Raw genomic sequence first — 18637 nt, forward strand, 5'->3', positions numbered from 1 at the left:
ACGGAGGCCGTCCGTATGCGATGTTCGACACGTACCAGAACCGTCACAACTCCCGGGCGTTTCGTCGGCGCACCGAGTCGGCCTGCCTAGGGTGGGGGTCAGTACCGCGTTAGTCGCCAGACCCTTGGGGGAGCAGCACCATGCACAAAGGCGCGAAGATCGGCATCATCACCGGCGTGTCCGTCGCCGTGCTCGCGGGCGGCGGCTACGGCGCGTACAGCCTGATGGGCAGCTCGACCGACTCCGGGTCGGCCAAGAAGCCCCGCACGGTGGTCGCCGAACCCCCCTCCGCCGACCAGGCGGCCGGCGGCGCCAAGGACTTCCTGGCGGCCTGGGCGGCCGGCGACGTGGCGAAGGCCGCCTCGCTGACCGACAACCCGGACGCCGCCACGGCCGCACTGACCGCCTTCCGGGACCAGGTCAAGCCGAGCGCGCTGACCCTGACCCCGTCCGGCCCGGCCACCCCGCAGGCCTTCGCCTCGGCCACCGGCACCCCCACCCCGGCCAAGCCGTCCGGCGCGCCCTCCGCGTCCGCGACCCCCTCGGCCACCGGCACGCCCGGCGCGAGCGACTCGCCGTCCGCCGCCGCCACCCCCGCGCCCGCCGGCGTACTGATGGGTTTCAAGGCGCGCGCCGAGTTCGAGGGCACCGCCCGGGTCTGGGACTACAACGGCTTCCTCAGCGTCGTGAAGATGAGCGACGACACCCCGGCCGTGCACTGGGCGCCGAGCGTGATCCACCCGCACCTGTCCGGGAACGAGACGATCGCCACCCAGCAGGTCTTCTCCCCGCCGTCCACCGTCGTGGACCGCAACGGCAAGGCGCTGCAAGGTGCCTCGCTCACCCCGGCGCTGATGGCCACCCTGCAGGACAACGCCCACAAGCTGCTGCCGCCGGACCCGAACAAGGACCAGGACGCCGGCAGCGCGGTCGTCATCAACGACCCGTCCGGCAAGGCCGCCCCGGACAAGCTGTTCACGATCGTCGAGCCCAAGCCGGGCAAGCCGTTCAAGGTGACGATCGACAACGCGATCCAGGCCGCCGCCGAGAAGGCGATGACCGACCTGGGCGGCAAGCAGGGCTCCATCGTCGCGATCGAGCCGAGCACCGGCCAGGTGCTGGCCTTCGCCAACGCGCCGGCCACCGGCCAGAACCGGGCCTTCCTGGGCCTGCTCGCGCCCGGCTCGACGATGAAGATCGTCACCTCGACGGCCCTGCTGGAGACCGGGATCAACCCGGACTCGAACGTGGCCTGCCCGGAGAAGAGCAGCAACCCGGTCGCGATCCCGAACGACTTCGCCGGTGCCTTCCTGACCAACACGCTCCAGCAGGACTTCATGGTGTCCTGCAACACCGCCTTCATCAACCAGGGCCTGACCAGCCTGAAGCCCGAGACGCTGGCCTCCACCGCCAAGGACGTCTACGGCATCGGCCTGGAGTGGAAGACCGGCCTGCCGAACTCCGACGGCAAGATCCCGCCGACCCCGGGCAGCAAGGACGAGCAGGCCATGAACTACATCGGCCAGGGCAAGGTCCAGATGAACCCGCTGGCGATCGCCTCGATCACCGCGACGGTCCAGAGCGGCGCCTTCAAGCAGCCCATCCTGGTCGCCGGCCTGCCGCAGCAGGCGGCCGCCCGCCAGATCTCGCCGGACGTCGCCGGCAAGCTGCGCACGATGATGAACGCCACCGCCACCGGCGGCACGGCCCAGGCCGTGATGGCCGGGATCACCGACAACGCGGGCGCCAAGACCGGCTCCGCCGAGGTCGCCGGCGCGTCCACCACCAACAGCTGGTTCACCGCCTACCGCGGCAACATCGCGGTCGCGGCCGAGGTGCAGGGCGGCGGCCACGGCGTCGACGCGGCCGGCCCGGCCGTCGCCTCCCTCCTCAAGGCGTTCGGCAACCGCTAGGCGGACGCCTCCCCCCTGAGGCGGTCGGCGCCCGCCGGGCCCCGGAGCCCGCTCAGCCTCGCGGCAGGGCGGGCTCCGGCCGTTCCGGTGTGCGCGGCTGCCGCCGGGCCATGGCGGGTGGCCGGCTGACCCACCGCCGGGCCGCGAGCCGGGGCCAGATCACCAGGACCACCGGCAGCGCGAGGTACCCGAAGCGCCCGGCCGGGGCCAGCGTGAAGGCGATCGCGAGCCCCGCCGCCAGCAGGTCGGCGGCGCCGATCGCCGACACCGGTGGCCGGGCCAGCACCCAGATCGCCACCGCGACACCGCCCAGGGTCATCAGCGTCAGCGAAACGGTGTGCCCGGTCGGCCCGAAGCCGGCCAGCACCTTGCCGGGCAGCGGACTGCCGGCCGGGGTGCGGATCGCGGTCATCCCGAGCGGGAAGAGCACCACCTGCTCGCGCAGTGCGTCCCCCCTGGCCAGCACGGACGGCAGGAGCACGGCCAGGCTCGCGCCGACCGCGATCAGCCCGGCCCGGGCGGCCGGGCGCCGCCCGTACAGCCGCCACAGCAGCAGGACGGCGACGGGCAGCGCGGGCCAGGCCGTCCACTTGAGGGTGCAGGCGAGGGCGAGGACGAGCCCCGCGCCCACCGTCCGGTCGCGCTCGGCGAGGGCCATGGCCAGACAGCAGACGCCGATCAGCGGCAGGTCGACCCCGCCGACGGCGAGGGCGAGCGCTATGAGCGGCGAGGCGGTGAGCACGGCGAGCGGCAGCAGCGGGGCGCGGTCCCGGGACGGCCGCAGCAGCCGCCAGCTGGCCAGCAGGCAGGCGAGGAAGGTGAGGGCGAACCAGATCCGGGCGTCCCCGGCGACCCGGGTGAAGGCGTCGCCGCTGCCGAGCAGCTGGCGCGGCATTCCGAAGAGGGTCATCGCCGGCAGGTACGGGTTGTAGTCGGTGACCACGACCGGGTGCTGCAGGTAGGGGCTGCCGGTGGTGAGCAGCAGGTGGGCCGAGCGCTCGACCACCATCACCTCGGACTGGTGGCGGCCCTGGAGGGCGAGCAGCGCGAGCGGTGCGAGAACGGCCCCGAGCAGGGCGACCGCAGCGGCGGAGCGGGCCGCGAAACGGCGCGGCAGGATCAGGCAGAGCAGCCCGGCCAGGGCGTAGGCGGGGGCCGCGATGGTGCCCCAGAGGCGCTGGTTGGGCAGGTCGGAGACGAGCGGGAAGGCGGCCGCCCAGCCGGCCGCGACGGCGCAGCCGAGCAACTGGACGCTGCGGAGGGAGGCGAGTCTGGCGGGGTCGATTCTCTCGGCCGTGGGCGGAAACGTGTTCTCGCGGCGCTGGCGGGGGACGGCTCTGGAGACCAGGCCGCGCAGGGGGCGGTCGGATCTGGAGGGCGGTCCGACCGGTTGGGGGGCCGGCGTTCTGGAACGGCCGGTGAACCGGCCGCGCGGGCGGGAGAAGCCGGGCGTGCGGGTGCTCACCATGGTGGAAGGTTATTGGTGGGGGCCGGACGCTGTCGCCACCGGGATCGGTCGAGCGTCGTGATTGACACCGGAAGGGCCGCCCGGTGTCGCACCGCCGGGCGGCCCTTCGTGTGCGCCGGAACCGGCTGGGACCGGTTCAGGAGACGGCTCAGCCGGTCCGGCTGTCGACCGGGTCGGCCTGCTGCTCGTGCGCGCGCTCCAGCTTGGAGTGCTTGATGCTGTAGCCGAAGTAGACGACCACGGCGACGGCGAGGGCGATCGCCCCGGCCCGGAAGGTGTCGGCGTGCAGGCCGGTGATCAGGTAGCCGCAGAAGCCGACGCTGAGCAGCGGCACGACCGGGTAGCCGGGCACCCGGAAGCCGCGCGGCAGGTCGGGCTGGGTGCGGCGCAGGACGATGACGCCCACCGAGACGACGGAGAAGGCGATGAGGGTCCCGAGGCTGGTGATGTCGGCCAGGACGTCCAGGGGGACGAACGCGGCGAGCGCGCCCACGCCGACGCCGACCACGATCGTGTTCCAGATCGGGGTGCCGGTGCGCGGCGAGAGCTCGGCGAAGCGCTTGGGCAGCATGCCGTCGCGGCCCATCGAGTAGAGGATGCGGGTCTGGCCGTAGATCACCACGAGGGTGATGCTGAAGATCGAGACGATCGCACCGACCGCGAAGACCATCGCGGGCCAGCTCTGGCCGGTGATGTCCTGGAGGATCTGGGCGAGGCCGGCCTCCTGGCCGTCGAACTTCTGCCACGGCTGGGCGCCGAGGCCGGCCAGTGCGACCAGGATGTAGAGCAGGGTCACCACGACCAGCGAGATGATGATCGCCAGCGGCAGGGTGCGGCGGGGGTTCTTGACCTCCTCACCGGCGGTGGACACGGCGTCCAGGCCGATGAACGAGAAGAAGATGCTGGACGCCGCGACCTGCACGCCGCCGATGCCGAGCGGCATGAACGGGGTCAGGTTGCCGGAGTGGAAGCCGGTGATCGCGACGCCGATGAACAGCAGCAGGATGAGGATCTTGATCCCGACCATCGCCGCGTTGACCTTCACCGACTCGCTGACGCCGCGGATCAGCAGGAAGCAGACCATGGCGACCAGCAGCAGCGCCGGAAGGTTGAACCAGTGGGTGCTGTCCGGCGCGCCCGACAGCTGCTCGGGGATCTTGACCCCGAAGGCCAGGTCGAGGAACTTGTTCAGGTACTCGGCCCAGCTCACCGCGATCGCGGAGGCGGACACGCCGTACTCCATCAGCAGGCAGACGCCGACGCCGAACGCGACGCCCTCGCCGAGGGTCGCGTAGGCGTAGGAGTAGGACGAGCCGGAGACCGGGATCGCGGAGGCCATCTCGGCGTAGCACAGCGCCGTGAGGCCGGCCGTGACGGCGGCGATGACGAAGGACAGGATGACGGCCGGGCCGGCCGACGGCACCGCGGTGTTGAGCACGAAGAAGATGCCGGTGCCGATGGTGGCGCCGATGCCGATCGAGGACAGCTGCCAGAGTCCGATGGAGCGGCGGAGGTGGATGCCGGAGCGTCCGCCCTCCTCCGGCGCGCCGGCCGGGAGGGCGTCGCGGCCCTCGCTCTCGGCGAGCAGTGACGACACGGGCTTGCGTCGCAGCAGACGCGCACCAAGGGAGTTGCTGGCCAAAACCGCGGTCCTTCTAGGCAGGGGAGGGTGTCCTAGCGGTCGGTCACCGGATGCGATACGGGGCGTCATCAGGGACCAACCGAACAAAGATGGGACAGTACCCCGCGAATGCACCAGTGTCGCAAACGAACAGTCCCGATCCGCGCATTGTACGAATCGGCGAATAAGGCATCACAAACCGGACACTTCGCACGCGGCGGATCTTCTATAGGGCAGGTAAAGCAGCAGCTCAGCGGCCCTGGTCGAGGTGCCGCCCCTCACCGCCCGAGCACCGCCTGCATGACCGAACGGGCGACCGGCGCCGCCAGCGCGCCACCGGTGACGTCCGTCGCGTCACTGTCCGCGATCACCACGGCGACCGCCACCGGCGGCACCTTGTCCGAACCGGCCGGCCTGGCCCAGGCGATGAACCACGCGTACGGCGTCCCGCTGTTGTCCACCCCGTGCTCGGCGGTGCCGGTCTTCCCGCCGACCACCGCACCCCCGATCCGGGCGCCCCGCCCGGTGCCGTTGTCCACCACGTCCGTCATGAGCCTCTGCACCTGCGCGGCCACCTCGGGCGCCATCGCCCGTTTGTAGACGGCCGGCTTCATCAGCTGCACCGTCGCCCCGTCGCTCTTCGTCAGCTTGTCCACAAGCTGTGGACGCATCACGGTCCCGTTGTTGGCGACCCCGGCCGCGACCATCGCCATCACCAGCGGGGTCGCGGCCGTGTCGAACTGCCCGATCGAGGAGAGCGCCAGCTGCGACGGGTTCATCGTGGTGTCGAAGTTGGAGCGGGACGGCCGCACCGGCATGTCGAGCCGGGCGTCGTTGAAGCCGAAGTTCCCGGCCATCGCCACCATCGCGTCCAGCCCGGTCCGCACGCCGAGGTAGCCGAGCACGCTGTTGCAGCTGTAGGCCATCGCGGTGTCCAGCGACTGTCCCGGCCGGTCGCAGGCCGGGGTGTCGTTGACCAGCGGCGTGGTCGTCCCGGGCATGACGTACGGGAAGGGCGCGCCGGTCGGCGCGTTGATGTCGGTGACCACCCCGCCCGCCAGCGCGGCGGCGGCCGTCACCACCTTGAAGGCCGAGCCGGGCGGGTAGGTCTGGCGCAGCGCCCGGTTGAGCATCGGCTGGTCGGGGTCGGTCTGCAGCCGGTTCCAGGCGATCTGGTCGGCCGAGGCGGAGCCGGCGAAGCTCCCGGGGTCGTAGGAGGGTGTGCTGGCCAGCGCCAGGATCCGCCCGGTGGCCGGCTCGATCGCGGCGACCGCGCCCTTCTGGTCGCCGAGCCCGCGCACCGCCGCCTCCTGGGCGGCCCGGTCGAGCGTGGTGTGGACGTCCCCGCCGGGGTTCTGCTTCCGCGCGACGGCGTCCCACACCGCCCAGCCGGCCAGGCGGCTGTCGGTGCCGGTCAGCAGGTCGTCCTCGATCCCCTCCAGCTGGGTGTTGCCGTACGCCTGCGAGGCGAAGCCGGTGACCGCCGCGTACGTCGGGCCGTCGGTGTAGGTGCGCTTGTAGTCGTACCGGCCGCCGGTGGGCGCCGACCCGGTGACGGCGTCCGCGCCGACCAGGATGTTCCCGCGCGGCTGCGTGTACCGCTCGATGGTGAGCCGCTGGTTGGCGCTGTTGTGGTCGAGGTCCTTCGCCTCGAAGACCTGCACCCGGGTGGCCTGGACGCACAGCGCCGCGATCAGCAGCAGGCAGAAGGTGCCGGCGCGGCGGCCGGTGACGGAGATGCCCGGTAGCCCCTGCGGCCCGTTCCCCCGGGGAGGCCGGACGCGCGCCATCAGGCGTCCCCCTTGACCGGCCCGCGGGCGGTGTCGCTCATGCGTCCGGCTCGCTTCGCTTCACCGGGCGCTTCGCGGCACGCGCGCCCGTCATCGATTCGCTCGCTGCGCTCGCTCATCCTCACCAACAGCGCGACGATGATCCAGTTGGTGACCACCGACGAGCCGCCCTGGGCGACGAACGGCAGCGTCATCCCGGTCAGCGGGATCAGCGCGAGCACCCCGCCGGCCACCACGAACACCTGCAGGGCGACGATCGCGGCCAGCCCGATCGCCAGCAGCCGCCCGAACGGGTCGCGCAGCGTGATGCCCGTCCGGAACCCGCGCGAGACCAGCAGCGCGTACAGCAGGAACACCGCGACCAGCCCGGCCAGGCCGAGTTCCTCACCGATCGTCGCGAGGATGAAGTCGGACTTGGCGGCGAAGCCGATCAGCGCCGAGTGCCCGTTGCCGAGGCCCGTCCCCAGCTCCCCGCCCCACGCGAAGGCGAACAGCGACTGGGCGATCTGGTTGGCGCCCTTGCCCGCCGCGATCGAGCCGAGCGGGTCCAGCCAGTCCGCCACCCGGCTGCGCACGTGCCCCTCGAACCAGCCCACCGTCACCGCGCCGACGGCCGCCAGCCCCAGCCCGATCGCGATCCACCCGGTGCGCGCGGTCGCGACGTACAGCATCACGACGAACAGCCCGAAGTACAGCAGCGACGTCCCGAGGTCCGTCTCCAGCACCAGGACGCCGACGGACGCGGCCCAGATCAGCAGCACCGGCCCGAGCACCCGCCCGCGCGGCAGCTGCCAGCGCCAGACCTGCCGCCCGGTGAGCGCGAGGGCGTCCCGGTGCACGGCCAGGTAGGCGGCGAAGAAGACCGCCAGGAGGATCTTGGCGAACTCCCCCGGCTGGAAGGAGAGCGGCCCGAGGACGATCCAGATCCGCGAGCCGTACACCGGCGGGAAGAAGATCGGCAGCACCAGGAGGACGAGCGCGGCCAGTGCGCCCAGGTAGGCGTACCGGCGGATCCGCCGGTGGTCGCGCACCACCAGGAGCACCGCGGTGAACAGCGCCATCCCGAGGCCGGACCACAGCAGCTGGGTGGGAGCCGCGCCCGGGCCGGGGGTCGCCCGGTCGAGCCGGTAGATCACCACCAGCCCGATCCCGTTGAGCAGCACCGCGATCGGCAGCAGCAGCGGGTCCGCGTACCGCGCCCGCCACCGGACGACGGCGTGCGCCGACAGGGCGAGCACGCCGAGCGCGACGCCGTACCCGGCGGCGTCGGCGGGCACCGTGCCGTCCAGGTTGACGCCGACCTCGACGTAGCCGAACACGGCGATCAGCACGGCGGCCAGCACCAGCACGAGCTCGGTGGTGCGCCGGGTCGGCCCCGGTCGGGCGGCGGTTCTGGTCACGGCGGAGGGTGTCGCCACGGACCGTCCTGGGAGTGGGGATGCCGGGCGGGGCGGGCCGGGGAGCGGCCCGCCCCGTGAACGGGTGTACTAGGCGGAGGCCGGCGCGGTCCGCGCCCGCACCGCCTCGGCGGTGGCGAGGTCCGGGCAGGCGATCGCGAACAGGTTGCTCACTTCGGGTCCTTCCAACGAGCCGGACGTGCCGGCCGGGTGCCGGCGCCTTCGCCCCGGTTCGTCACCCTAACGAGCGCTATCCATATCTATCGGCTCTTCTTTGCGGTGTGTCCGTCATTGTCCCGAATCGCTGACTCACCGCCGGTGCCGGCTCACTCCGGTCGCCGCCCGGCCAGCGCCGCCGAACCCACCGCCACCGCCACCAGCAGCCCGGCGGCCGACAACAGTTCGAGCCACGGCGCGCCGACCCGGCCGGTCCGGGCGGCGGCGACCAGGCCGCGCACCGCCGTGTTCGCCGGAACACCGGGCGCCACCAGCAGCGCCGTCGCGAGCGCCAGCGCCGCCGGGATGCCGTACTGCGCCCGTGCGAGCACCGGCCGGTTGCACAGCGCCCCGACCAGCACCCCCAGCAGGACGCAGACCACCGAGGTCAGCAGGCCGGCCAGCAGCGCCGCCCCGACCGGCGGCTGATCCACGTTCGGGTTCGCCACCGGCCCGCTCGCCCACCAGAGCCCCGCCACCTCACCCACCGCCAGCACCAGCCCCACCGTCAGCGCCGCCAGCAGCGCACCCAGCTGGGCCCGGGCCGGCCCCGCCGCCGCGACCAGGCACGCCCGCGAGGCCGGCGGCTCGGCGTTCAGCGTGCTGCGGACGTACCACGCGCACACCGGCACCAGCACGGCCGCGCCGTAGCCGAGGTCCCCCAACAGCGGATCGCCCGCCGTCACCTCCAGTACCAGCAGCAGGGTGTACGCCAGGAACGGCGGCAGCCAGGCGTGCCCGCGCAGCAGCAGCTCCAGGTGGTACCGGGTCAGCGCCCCGACCTGCCTCATCGCTCCCCCTCCCGACGCCGGACGGCCAGCACGCTCACGGCCGGACGGCCGGTCAGCAGGCTGCGCAGCAGCGCGTCCGAGTGCGCCGCCGACACCGTGAGCCGTACCGCCGTCCCCGCCAGCGCGGCGAGCTCCGGCGCGCCGGGCAGCCGGGCGGGCAGCGGATCGCCGTCCGGGACGTCCACCTCCACCTCCATCAGCGGGCCGCCCGTCCGGACGGCCGGATCCTGCGCGCGCCGCAGCCCGCCGTCCGCGCCGACCTGGTACGCGGCCGTGGTCAGCCCGGCCAGGCGCGCCGGGTCGTGGTCGACGAACAGCACGGCGCCGCCGCGCGCCGCCCGCTCGGCGGCGGCCTCGTCGAGCACCGTCCGGGCCGCCGGGTCGAGTCCGGTCCAGGCCTCGTCCAGGAGCAGCACCCGTGCCTCGGCCAGCAGCGCCTGTGCGACCGCGACCTTCTGACAGGTGCCCTTCGACAGCCGGCTCAGCGGGGTGCCCGCCCGGTCCGCGATGCCGAACCGCTCCAGCCACTCCCCCGCCCTGCGCCGCGCCTCCGCGGCCGGCAGCCCGTGCACCCGGCCGACCCGCAGCAGGTACGCGGCCGCGTCGAACGGCAGCGCCGGCGGGAACCGTTCCGGTACGTACGCCGCCGTCCCCGGCCGCACCACCCGCCCGGTGCTCGGCCGCTCGATCCCCGCGGCCAGTTTGAGCAGCGTCGACTTGCCCGTCCCGTTCGCCCCGGCGATCCGCACCAACTCCCCCGGCCGGACGGCCAGGTCGACCCCGCGCAGGACCCACCGCCCGCCCCGCCCGTACCGCTTCCCGACGTCCGTCAGCTCCACCGCGCCCCCTCGCCACCCGTCCGGTCCGCAGGGAAGGCTAACCGCCGCGCATAAGCGCCGCGTGAGCCCGGCGCCCGCGAAACCCCACCCGCGCGCGGGAGTTCACGCGGGGTTGCGCACCGTCACGTTGCGGACTCGTTTGGCCATGGCGAACTGATGATCCCTAGGATCGGCCGCGTGATTACCGGACGACGACGACCAACGACCAGGCTGGGCAGCCTGCTCGCCGCCGCGGCGATAACGGGCGCCTCGCTGCTGCTCGGCCTGCCCGCCCACGCCGACGAACCCTCGGGCGGCTCCGCCCCGGCTCCCCAGGAGGCCCCCAAGGTCGACCTGATCCTCGATGTCAGCGGTTCCATGAACGCCGCCGACATCCAGGGCAAGAGCCGCATCTCGGTGGCCCAGCAGTCCATCGACGAGGTGATCGACGCCCTGCCCGCGGAGACCGACTTCGGCATCCGCACGCTCGGCGCGACCTACCCCGGCACCGACAAGACGGTCGGCTGCCAGGACACCAAGCAGCTCTTCCCGGTCGGCAAGACCAACAAGGTCGAGGCCAAGACCGCGGTGGCCACCCTGCGCCCCACCGGCTTCACCCCGATCGGCCTGGCGCTGCGCGGCGCCGCCCAGGACCTCGGCAAGGGCGACGCGACCCGCCGGATCGTCCTGATCACCGACGGCGAGGACGACTGCGCCCCGCCGGACCCGTGCGACGTGGCCCGCGAACTCGCCGCCCAGGGCATCCACCTGGTCGTCGACACCCTCGGTCTCGCCCACGACGACAAGACCCGCCAGCAGCTGCTCTGCATCGCCAGCGCGACCGGTGGCACCTACACCGACGTCCGCAGCCAGGACCAGCTCACCAACAAGGTGAAGCAGCTGATCGACCGCAGCGACGACACCTACACCGTCAACCCGGTCAAGACCGCCGGCACCGACAAGTGCGACAACGCCCCCGTCCTCGCCCCCGGCGTCTACAGCGACCGCGAGAAGTTCTCCGAGCACCGCGTCTACAAGGTCCCGGTCAAGTCCGGCCAGGAGCTGCGCGCCTCGGTCAGCGTGTCCCTGGACCGGGCGGTCGCCCGGGACTACGGCGTCCTGCTCCAGGCCACCAGCACGACCGGCCAGGAGCTGGTCCGCGGCACCGACGCGGACAACGGCCGCAACGACGTGGTCTCCACCGGCCTGCGCTGGTCCACCGACGACTCCAAGGGCTACGTCACCACGAAGCCCACCGCCTCACCGAGCGAGAAGCCGACGACCACGGTCTGCCTGGTCGTCAGCAACTCGCTGGCCCCGCAGCCCGGCGTCCAGGCCGACCCCGGCCTGCCGGTGGAGCTGACCGTCGACCTGGCCTCCGCCTCCCCCGCCCCCGAGGGCGCGGCGATGGGCCTCGGCCGCGGCTGGATCCTGCTGCTCACCCTCACCGGTGCCGGCCTGCTGACCGGCCTGGTGTCCGGCTGGATCGCCCGCTGGCGAATCGCTGTCTGGCGGGAGAACTGATCATGCGTAGGACTCTCCGCGGCATCCTCGCCGCCGCAGCCCTCCTCCCCGCCCTCGCGCTGGCCGCCCCGGCGGCCTCCGCCGCCTCGCCGTCCCCCTCGCCGAGCGCGAGCGGCACCGCGGCCCCGGCGACCAAGGCCGGCACCTCCTTCCTGACCGCCGTCAACCTCTCCCCCGGCCAGGACGCCAACGTCGCCGCCTCCACCGGCGACTACCTGTACTGGGCGTTCGGCGCCGCCGAGGGCCAGACCCCGACGGTCTCCGTGACCGTCAACCTCGCCCCCGGCAAGGACCGGCACGACTCGCAGACCTGGGCCGTCGAGGTCTTCGACGGGCTGCGCCGCCGCCAGGCCTGCACCGCCGGCACCCAGGACGCGACCGGCGACCAGAACACCACCTCGCTCGCCCTGAGCTGCACCCTGCGCGAGGTCCGCACCTGGGCCGAGCCGTGGTCCGGCGACCCGCTGCCCGGCACGTACTACGTGAAGCTCGCGGTCACCGACGTCCCGCAGCCGGACCTCGGCCTCCCCGCCTCTGTCCAGCTGCACGTCGCCACCAAGGGCAACGCCGACAACGCCCAGCCGGAGGGCGGCGAGCTCAAGGCGCCGCTCGTCCCGCCGGCCGGCGGCGGCGCGAGCACCGCCAAGGCGGCGGCCCCGGTGCAGCAGGAGGAGCACTGGTACACCGGCTGGTTCTCCGGCTGGAACAGCCGCTGGTACTGGACCATCGGCGGCGGCGCCCTGGCCGCCATCGCCGGCGTCCTCGGCTACCACCTGACCCGCCACCCGCGCGGCCGCCGACCGGGCCGCTACGGCTCCGTGCCGCCGCAGGGCGGCACCCACCAGCCCGGCCCGTACGCGGGCTCCGAGCGCCTCTGACGCACCACCCCCTTCCCGAGGGCCGGCCGGACACCCGTTCCGGCCGGCCCTCGGCCGTCCTACGGTGGAGGCATGGTCCGGCAGCCCGACGGCAGGATCGTGGTCGGCGTGGACGGCTCCCCGCCCTCACGCGCCGCCGTCCGCTGGGCGGCCCGCCTGGCCGGCCTCACCGGCGCCCCGCTGGAGGCGGTCACCGTCTGGGACTTCCCCTGCCTGTACGGCGAGCGCGGCCTCGTCCCGCCCGCCCTGGACGGCTTCGGGCCCGAGCGCCGCGCCGCCGAGATCCTCGACGAGACGCTGGCCGCCTGCCCGACCGGCCCCACCGTCCGCCGCCACCTCGCCGCCGGGGCGCCCGGCCCCGCCCTGGTGGCCGCCGCCGAGGGGGCCGCCGCCCTGGTCGTCGGCAACCGCGGCCGCCATGACCCGCCCGGTGCCCCGCTCGGCACCGTCACCCAGTACTGCGTCCACCACGCCGCGTGCACCGTGGTGGTCGTCCGGGCCTGAGCGTCAGCCGCGGAACAGGTTGTGGCCCACGTCCGACGGCACCTTGTCCTGGACCGGCTTGCTGTCCTTGCCCGGCACGTGCTCGCCGGGGATCGGCGCGGTGCCCTCCCGGTGCAGCAGGACCACACCGTCCTCGGCCCAGATCTGCCGGTACCCGTGGTCCAGCAGCAGCTGGATGCGCTCGGCCTGCTGCTTGTCCGTCTCGAACGGGAACGACCGCTTGTTCGACCGGGTGAGCACGTACTCGCGCCCGCGCGGGGTGCCGTCCACCAGCACCACGTCCGTCCGGGCGGTCAGCCGCGGCGCGATCTGGTTGTCCGCCTCCACCGACGCGCCGTCCGGGATGAGCGCGGCCGCCCGGACGAGCGCGGCCTCGCTCGCCTTGGGCTGCCAGGACGACGGCACGGCGAGCTGCGCGAGCCCCAGCGGCACGGCGGCGACCAGCGCGCAGCCGGCCGCGGCCAGGCCCAGCACGCGGGCCCGCCGCGCGGTGCGCTCCTCGGCCATCAGCCGGCCGACCACCTCGATGGCCGCGGTGAGCAGGATCGGCCACAGCATGGAGTCGTAGTGGCGGGCGATCGACCAGTGGTTGGGGTTGCTGGAGAGGATCCGCTCGGCCAGCAGCGGCACCGCGCACAGGACGGTCGCGGAGCGCAGCGGCAGCAGGAACATCGTGCCGAAGAGCCAGAGCAGCAGCAGTGGCTTCAGCGGCTGGTCGAAGGCCGCCTGGACCAGCAGGAGCGGGTTGCCCAGCAGTTTGTGCAGGGCGTCCCCGGCGTCGTTGCCGATCGAGCCGTAGTTCCAGTAGTAGCCCGGCTCGCCGCCCATCGCCGGGATCAGCCACTTGATCGCGACGGCCGAGGCGAGCGGTCCGCCCACCAGCAGCCCGATGCCGGTGCACCGGCCGGCACGGTCCCCCGAGCCGCGCAGGCGCAGCAGCAGGACGAGCCCGTACGCGCCCACCATCAGGCCGAGGTCTTCCTTGGTGCAGCACAGCAGGACGGCGGCCAGGGCCACCGTCCAGTACCTGCGCGCCAGGCCGCGCTCCAGCATCAGCAGGGTCAGCGGCACGGCGAAGGCGACCTCGTGGAAGCCCACCCGGGAGGCGACCAGCAGCGGCCACCCGAGGGCGTGGGCGATGCCGGCCAGGTCGGCGGCGCGCCGGGCGGTGGCCGCGTCGGTGCCGGCGAAGCAGTGCACGGCGATCCGCCGGATCAGCGGCACCCCGGCCGCGAAGAGCAGGGCCTGCCCGATGATCAGCGACCGCGGGTCGTCCCAGATCCAGTACAGCGGGGCGAGCAGCGCGAGGACGGGCGAGAAGTGGTCGCCCAGGAGCGAGAAGCCCGGCGGGAACTCGTGGTGGTAGCTCTTCAGCGTCGAGACGGGCAGCCCGAAGTGGGCGTAGCCCCGGATGCCCTGGTCGAAGATGCCGAGGTCGAAGCCGCCGAGCGCGACCGAGGTCCAGCCCTGCATGCCGATGGCGCACATGACGGCGAAGCAGAGGGCGCTGAGCAGCACGGTGCGCCGGGCCGGGGTGCCGAGCAGCGCCGACCGTATGCGGGCGCTCGGCGCCTCGGCGGGGGCCGGTGTCGTGGACCGGGTGTCGATGGCCATGGTCACGCCTGCTTCGTCAGGGCCGCGTCCGCCGGGATCTCGGCGCGGCGGAGCACCGCGTCCGCCTCGGCCCCGAGGTCGACCCGGCTGCGCAGGCGGTTCAGCCGCAGCGCCACGACGACCAGGAGGGCGATGCCGAACGGCGCGTAGACCGAGGAGGGCAGCTGCCAGTACCAGGCGACGCCGAGTCCCCAGCGGTGCGGCACGGTCCACATCGCGTGCGAGAGGAACACCACCAGCGCCACCCCGAGCAGCACCCGCCGCGCCGTGGTCCTGGCCTCCACGGCCAGCAGGGCGAGCAGGGGGATGCACCACACCCAATGGTGGGTCCAGCTGATCGGCGACACCAGGAGCGCGGTGAACGCGGTGCACAGGGCGCCCCACACGTCGGCGCGCCGCAGGGAGCGGGAGCGCCCGGCCAGGACGGCGACGGCGAGGCCGAGGACGCCGACGGCCGCACAGGCGGCCAGCCCGACGGGGCCGGGCTCGTTGCTGCTGAGCAGCCGGCAGACGGCACCCCGCAGCGACTGGTTGTCGGCGATGACGGTGACCCCGACCCGGCTCGGGTCCCACAGGTACTTCGTCCAGAACCCGAAGGACGCGTCGGGCAGCACGAGCCAGCCGACCAGTCCGGCCGCCACGAAGGCGCCCCCGGCGACCAGCGCGGCCCTGATCCGGCCGGTCAGCAGCAGGTACACCGCGAAGAGACCCGGGGTGATCTTGATGGCCGTGGCCAGACCGATGCCCACGCCCTTGGCGCGGCTGCGGTCCGGGCGGGTCAGGTCCCACAGGACCAGGCACAGGATGCCCAGGTTGACCTGCCCGTACTGGAGCGTGGTGAAGACCGGCTCCAGCCAGACGCCGAATCCGGTCGCGAGGAGAACGGCGGCCGCACGGTGCCGTGCGGCGGGCCGGCCGACCAGCCGGAAGGAGAGGTGGGCGGCGAGCGCCAGCAGGCCGAGGTTGACGAACTGCACCAGGACGCGCAGCGTGCTCACGTCGAACCAGGTGCTCGGCACGAAGAGCATCGCCGCGAACGGCGGGTACGTGGCGGGCAGGTCCCAGCCGGGCAGCCGCATCGCGTACAGGTCCTGGCCGTGCACGACGGCGGCGCCCTCGGCCCGGTAGACGAGCATGTCGACCATGGTCTGACCGTGGAAGTGCCGCACGACGGCGTACACCGCCAGGGAGAGCGCCGCGACGCAGCCCGCGACGATCGTGCTCCGAGCCGGTCTCCCGGGGGCTTGGGTGGCGCCGCGGTCCTCCGCGTCCGTCTGCCGTGCCCACCGTTTCAGACCGAACTCGCGCACCGCGACGGCACCCCGTTGAGATAGACCAGATCGTTCCCTCGTCAGCGTCTGGGCCAACCCACCATAACCGACCCCTCCGAGGCCGGACCGTGGCTCGGCCCGCTCCCGCCACCGCCCGCGCGCAGCCCTCCGGCGGATCATGTGACCTTCTTCACAGCGCGATTCCGAGACCCGACCGATCGCCAGAACACCTGCCCCTGCGGGGAGTTGACCCCCGCGCCCCCACAACGCAGAAGCCCCGCCCGGTCTTACCGACCGGGCGGGGCCCTTGTTGGGTGGAGCTGAGGGGATTCGAACCCCTGACCCCCTCGATGCGAACGAGGTGCGCTACCGGACTGCGCCACAGCCCCAACGAGAAAGAACTCTAGCACCTTTCGGAGGGGGTCCGTGACCACCCTCCGGATCACGGTGCCGGTCGGGGGCCGCGGCCGGTCACTCGTTGGCGGCGCGCGGGCGGGACTCGGGGGCCGGGGGCTCGGCGTACTGGTCGAAGAGCGGGGTGTTGCGCGACTCCGTCGGACGCCCGGCGGTCCACGTGCCCGGCGCCGACAGGTCGAGGCCGCGGGAGACCCGCGGGGCGACCGGTGCCGTCACGTAGGTCGGCAGCGGGACGGGCACCGGCTCCCAGGAGTCCGGGCCGGCGGCGCCGCGCTCGCGCATGCCGTCGACCCACTCCTCGTGCTCGGTCGCCTCCGCCTCCGCCAGCGCCGAGGCCGACGGCACGCCGGCCGGGGCCTCCTCGGGATCGGTGGCCAGCCGCAGGTGCGGACGGCGGGCGGCGCCCGGCTCGGCGGCCGGGGCCACCGGCTCGGGAGGGGCGACGACCGCGGTCTCCGCGTCCTCGGACACCCGGGCCTCGGTGCGCTGCTGCTCGCGCTTGCGCAGCCGATCGGCGGCCTGCGCGGCGCGGACCCGGTCGAGCTTCACCTCGTACCGCTGGCGCTCCAGCTTGCGCAGGTGGCCGATGTAGAGGGTCAGGAGGACCGCCGGGACGGCCGGCACCCACAGGAAGGCCAGTCCGGCCACCGCCGCGACCACCGCGCCGAGCGCGAAGGCCAGGAAGAGGACGGTGACCATCCGGCGCCGGCGGGCCAGCAGGAGCGCCCGGCGCTCCGCCCCGGCCTGCTGCTCGGGGGCCGGCCGCTCGGGGCGCTCCGCCAAGGGCTCCGGTTCCCGGTCCGCGGGGTCGCCGGAGACGGCCTCGTCCCGTGCGGGAGGGCCGTCGCTGCTCTGCTCGCCGTCACGCGGTTCGTCGCCCAGGGCCCGGGCCACCCGCCGTTCCAGCGCCGAACGCCCGGCCAGCAGGCGGATGGCGGTGCTGAAGCGTTCCGTCGGGCGCGCCTCGTTGAGTTCGTCCTGCCTGCGAAGCCACATGGGCACCAGATAGGCGGCCCAGGCCCCTACGATGACGGCGTAGATAAGGCCGCTACTGCTCACGATTCACACCGTACGGGCGACGGGGAAGGCCTGGCAGCAATTTGGCGCGGCGTGTCGTGTGATCAAGCTGATTCTCCGACTATTTTGACGGTATTTGTGCCCGTCCGTCGCCGCGGTGATGCCATATCGATATTTGATTCGAACATGTATTCAATTATCGGGCTCGGCAGCGGAACTGAGCTCCCGCCAACGCTCCAGCATCCCCTCGGGAACCTCCTCGGCGGTCAGCGCGTACACGAGGTGGTCGCGCCAGTCACCGTCGATGTGGAGATAGCGCGGGCGCATTCCCTCCGGACGGAAGCCGAGTTTTTCCACCACCCGGCGGCTCGGGCCGTTCTCCGGTCGGATGCAGACCTCGATCCGGTGCAGCCCGAGGTTGCGGAAACAGTGGTTGACCGAAAGCGCCACGGCGGTGGGCATGATGCCCCGGCCGGCCACCGCCTCGTCGACCCAGTAGCCGACGTTGGCCGAGCACATCGAGCCCCACGTGATGCCGCCGACGGTCAGCTGCCCGACCAGCCGGCCCTTGTAGAGCACGACGAAGGGCAGCATCCGCCCGGCCGAGGCCTCACCGCGCAGGAAGCGGACCATCTGCCGGAAGGTCGGGCGCGGCCCGGCGGCCTGGCCGGCCGGTCCGGGCGGCACGGTGGCCTCCCAGCGGCGCAGCCAGTCCCGGTTGCGGCGGCTGACCTCCTGCCACTCGCGCTGGTCGCGGGCCCGGATCGGGCGCAGCGCGACGTCCCCCGCGTGGAGCTCCACCGGCCAGCCGGCGTTCAGTGCGCTCTCCCGGGTGCCGCGTCGTCGGGCCGGGGGTGGTCCCCGCCGCCGAGCTGGTCGACGGCGTGGGCGAGCAGCGGCTCCAGGACGGCGAGGCCGTCCCGGACGCCGCCGGTCGACCCCGGCAGGTTGACGATCAGGGTACGTCCGGCGAGGCCGGCCAGCCCGCGGGAGAGGGCCGAGGTCGCCACCCTGTCGCGGCCGTACGCGCGGATCGCCTCGGCGATGCCGGGGACCTGCCGGTCGATCACCCGGGCGGTCATCTCGGGGGTGAGGTCCATCGGCGAGATGCCGGTGCCGCCGGTGGTCAGCACGACGTCGTAGCCGGCCGCGACGGCCTCGCGCAGGGCGGCCTCGACCGGCTCGCCGTCGGGGACGACCCGGGGGCCGTCCGCGGTGAAGCCCATCGCGGTCAGTCCGGCGACCAGCAGCGGGCCGCCCTTGTCCTCGTAGACGCCCGCCGAGGCGCGGTTGGAGACGGTCACCGCCAACGCCTTCATGCGCCCACCTCGCTTCGCTCGGCAGGCGCTTCGCGCAACCCGCACCTCTCGATGGTTCGCTCTCCCCCAGCCTCCGGCC

General features: G+C 73.5%; 15 protein-coding genes and 1 tRNA gene. 4 read left to right on the forward strand and 12 right to left on the reverse strand.

Going from position 1 to position 18637, the window contains the following annotated elements; genetic code table 11:
- Positions 1–140 precede the first annotated feature (140 nt).
- The gene (locus tag ACWCXH_RS25965; RefSeq protein ID WP_449803882.1) at positions 141–1913 is read left to right on the forward strand and encodes a penicillin-binding transpeptidase domain-containing protein; all 1773 of its coding nucleotides are present in this window, start codon (positions 141–143) and stop codon (positions 1911–1913) included.
- A gap of 52 nt (positions 1914–1965) precedes the next feature.
- Here the strand turns inward: ACWCXH_RS25965 and ACWCXH_RS25970 are convergent, their stop codons facing one another.
- The 6 genes from ACWCXH_RS25970 to ACWCXH_RS25995 all read right to left on the reverse strand — a co-directional run bounded on the left by ACWCXH_RS25970 (position 1966) and on the right by ACWCXH_RS25995 (position 10035).
- Positions 1966–3381 carry a glycosyltransferase family 87 protein gene (locus tag ACWCXH_RS25970; RefSeq protein WP_449803883.1) on the reverse strand — a complete coding sequence of 472 codons (1416 nt, stop codon included), beginning with the start codon at positions 3379–3381 and terminating at the stop codon, positions 1966–1968.
- A 148-nt stretch (positions 3382–3529) separates the two neighbouring features.
- Complete coding sequence (locus ACWCXH_RS25975) at positions 3530–5092, reverse strand: amino acid permease (RefSeq protein ID WP_449803884.1); 1563 nt, start codon at positions 5090–5092, stop codon at positions 3530–3532.
- A 188-nt stretch (positions 5093–5280) separates the two neighbouring features.
- Positions 5281–6792 carry a penicillin-binding transpeptidase domain-containing protein gene (locus ACWCXH_RS25980; RefSeq protein ID WP_449803885.1) on the reverse strand — a complete coding sequence of 504 codons (1512 nt, stop codon included), beginning with the start codon at positions 6790–6792 and terminating at the stop codon, positions 5281–5283.
- A complete protein-coding gene (locus tag ACWCXH_RS25985; protein ID WP_449803886.1) occupies positions 6792–8192 on the reverse strand; it encodes an FtsW/RodA/SpoVE family cell cycle protein in 1401 nt (466 codons plus the stop codon). Before ACWCXH_RS25985 ends, ACWCXH_RS25980 begins: the two co-directional genes overlap by 1 nt.
- Positions 8193–8515: 323 nt before the next feature.
- The gene (locus ACWCXH_RS25990; RefSeq protein WP_449803887.1) at positions 8516–9196 is read right to left on the reverse strand and encodes an ABC transporter; all 681 of its coding nucleotides are present in this window, start codon (positions 9194–9196) and stop codon (positions 8516–8518) included.
- Positions 9193–10035 (reverse strand): ATP-binding cassette domain-containing protein, encoded by an 843-nt coding sequence (locus tag ACWCXH_RS25995; RefSeq protein WP_449803888.1) that lies wholly within the window; start codon positions 10033–10035, stop codon positions 9193–9195. The genes ACWCXH_RS25990 and ACWCXH_RS25995 overlap by 4 nt, the downstream gene beginning before the upstream one ends.
- 180 nt (positions 10036–10215) lie before the next feature.
- Here ACWCXH_RS25995 and ACWCXH_RS26000 point away from each other — a divergent pair, with 180 nt between their 5' ends.
- The 3 genes from ACWCXH_RS26000 (at position 10216) to ACWCXH_RS26010 (ending at position 12920) form a co-directional block, all read left to right on the forward strand.
- Entirely contained in the window at positions 10216–11538 is a 1323-nt protein-coding gene (locus tag ACWCXH_RS26000; RefSeq protein WP_449803910.1) for a VWA domain-containing protein, read from the forward strand.
- A 2-nt stretch (positions 11539–11540) separates the two neighbouring features.
- On the forward strand, positions 11541–12416 hold the full coding sequence (locus tag ACWCXH_RS26005) for a peptidase (protein WP_449803889.1): 876 nt from the start codon (positions 11541–11543) through the stop codon (positions 12414–12416).
- Positions 12417–12488: 72 nt separating this feature from the next.
- Positions 12489–12920 carry a universal stress protein gene (locus ACWCXH_RS26010; RefSeq protein ID WP_449803890.1) on the forward strand — a complete coding sequence of 144 codons (432 nt, stop codon included), beginning with the start codon at positions 12489–12491 and terminating at the stop codon, positions 12918–12920.
- Positions 12921–12923: 3 nt separating this feature from the next.
- On the opposite strand, the gene ACWCXH_RS26015 is transcribed toward ACWCXH_RS26010, so the two are convergent.
- The 6 genes from ACWCXH_RS26015 to ACWCXH_RS26040 all read right to left on the reverse strand — a co-directional run bounded on the left by ACWCXH_RS26015 (position 12924) and on the right by ACWCXH_RS26040 (position 18558).
- Positions 12924–14534 carry a DUF2079 domain-containing protein gene (locus ACWCXH_RS26015; protein WP_449803891.1) on the reverse strand — a complete coding sequence of 537 codons (1611 nt, stop codon included), beginning with the start codon at positions 14532–14534 and terminating at the stop codon, positions 12924–12926.
- A 2-nt stretch (positions 14535–14536) separates the two neighbouring features.
- The gene (locus tag ACWCXH_RS26020) at positions 14537–15844 is read right to left on the reverse strand and encodes a glycosyltransferase 87 family protein (RefSeq protein WP_449803892.1); all 1308 of its coding nucleotides are present in this window, start codon (positions 15842–15844) and stop codon (positions 14537–14539) included.
- A 276-nt stretch (positions 15845–16120) separates the two neighbouring features.
- Positions 16121–16194, reverse strand: a tRNA-Ala gene (locus ACWCXH_RS26025).
- A gap of 82 nt (positions 16195–16276) precedes the next feature.
- On the reverse strand, positions 16277–17281 hold the full coding sequence (sepX, locus tag ACWCXH_RS26030) for a divisome protein SepX/GlpR (RefSeq protein ID WP_449803893.1): 1005 nt from the start codon (positions 17279–17281) through the stop codon (positions 16277–16279).
- 150 nt (positions 17282–17431) lie between these two features.
- Positions 17432–18040 carry a GNAT family N-acetyltransferase gene (locus ACWCXH_RS26035; RefSeq protein ID WP_449803894.1) on the reverse strand — a complete coding sequence of 203 codons (609 nt, stop codon included), beginning with the start codon at positions 18038–18040 and terminating at the stop codon, positions 17432–17434.
- Positions 18041–18054: 14 nt separating this feature from the next.
- Entirely contained in the window at positions 18055–18558 is a 504-nt protein-coding gene (locus tag ACWCXH_RS26040; RefSeq protein WP_449803895.1) for a MogA/MoaB family molybdenum cofactor biosynthesis protein, read from the reverse strand.
- Positions 18559–18637: the final 79 nt, after the last annotated feature.

Source organism: Kitasatospora sp. NPDC001660 (genome assembly GCF_053596725.1).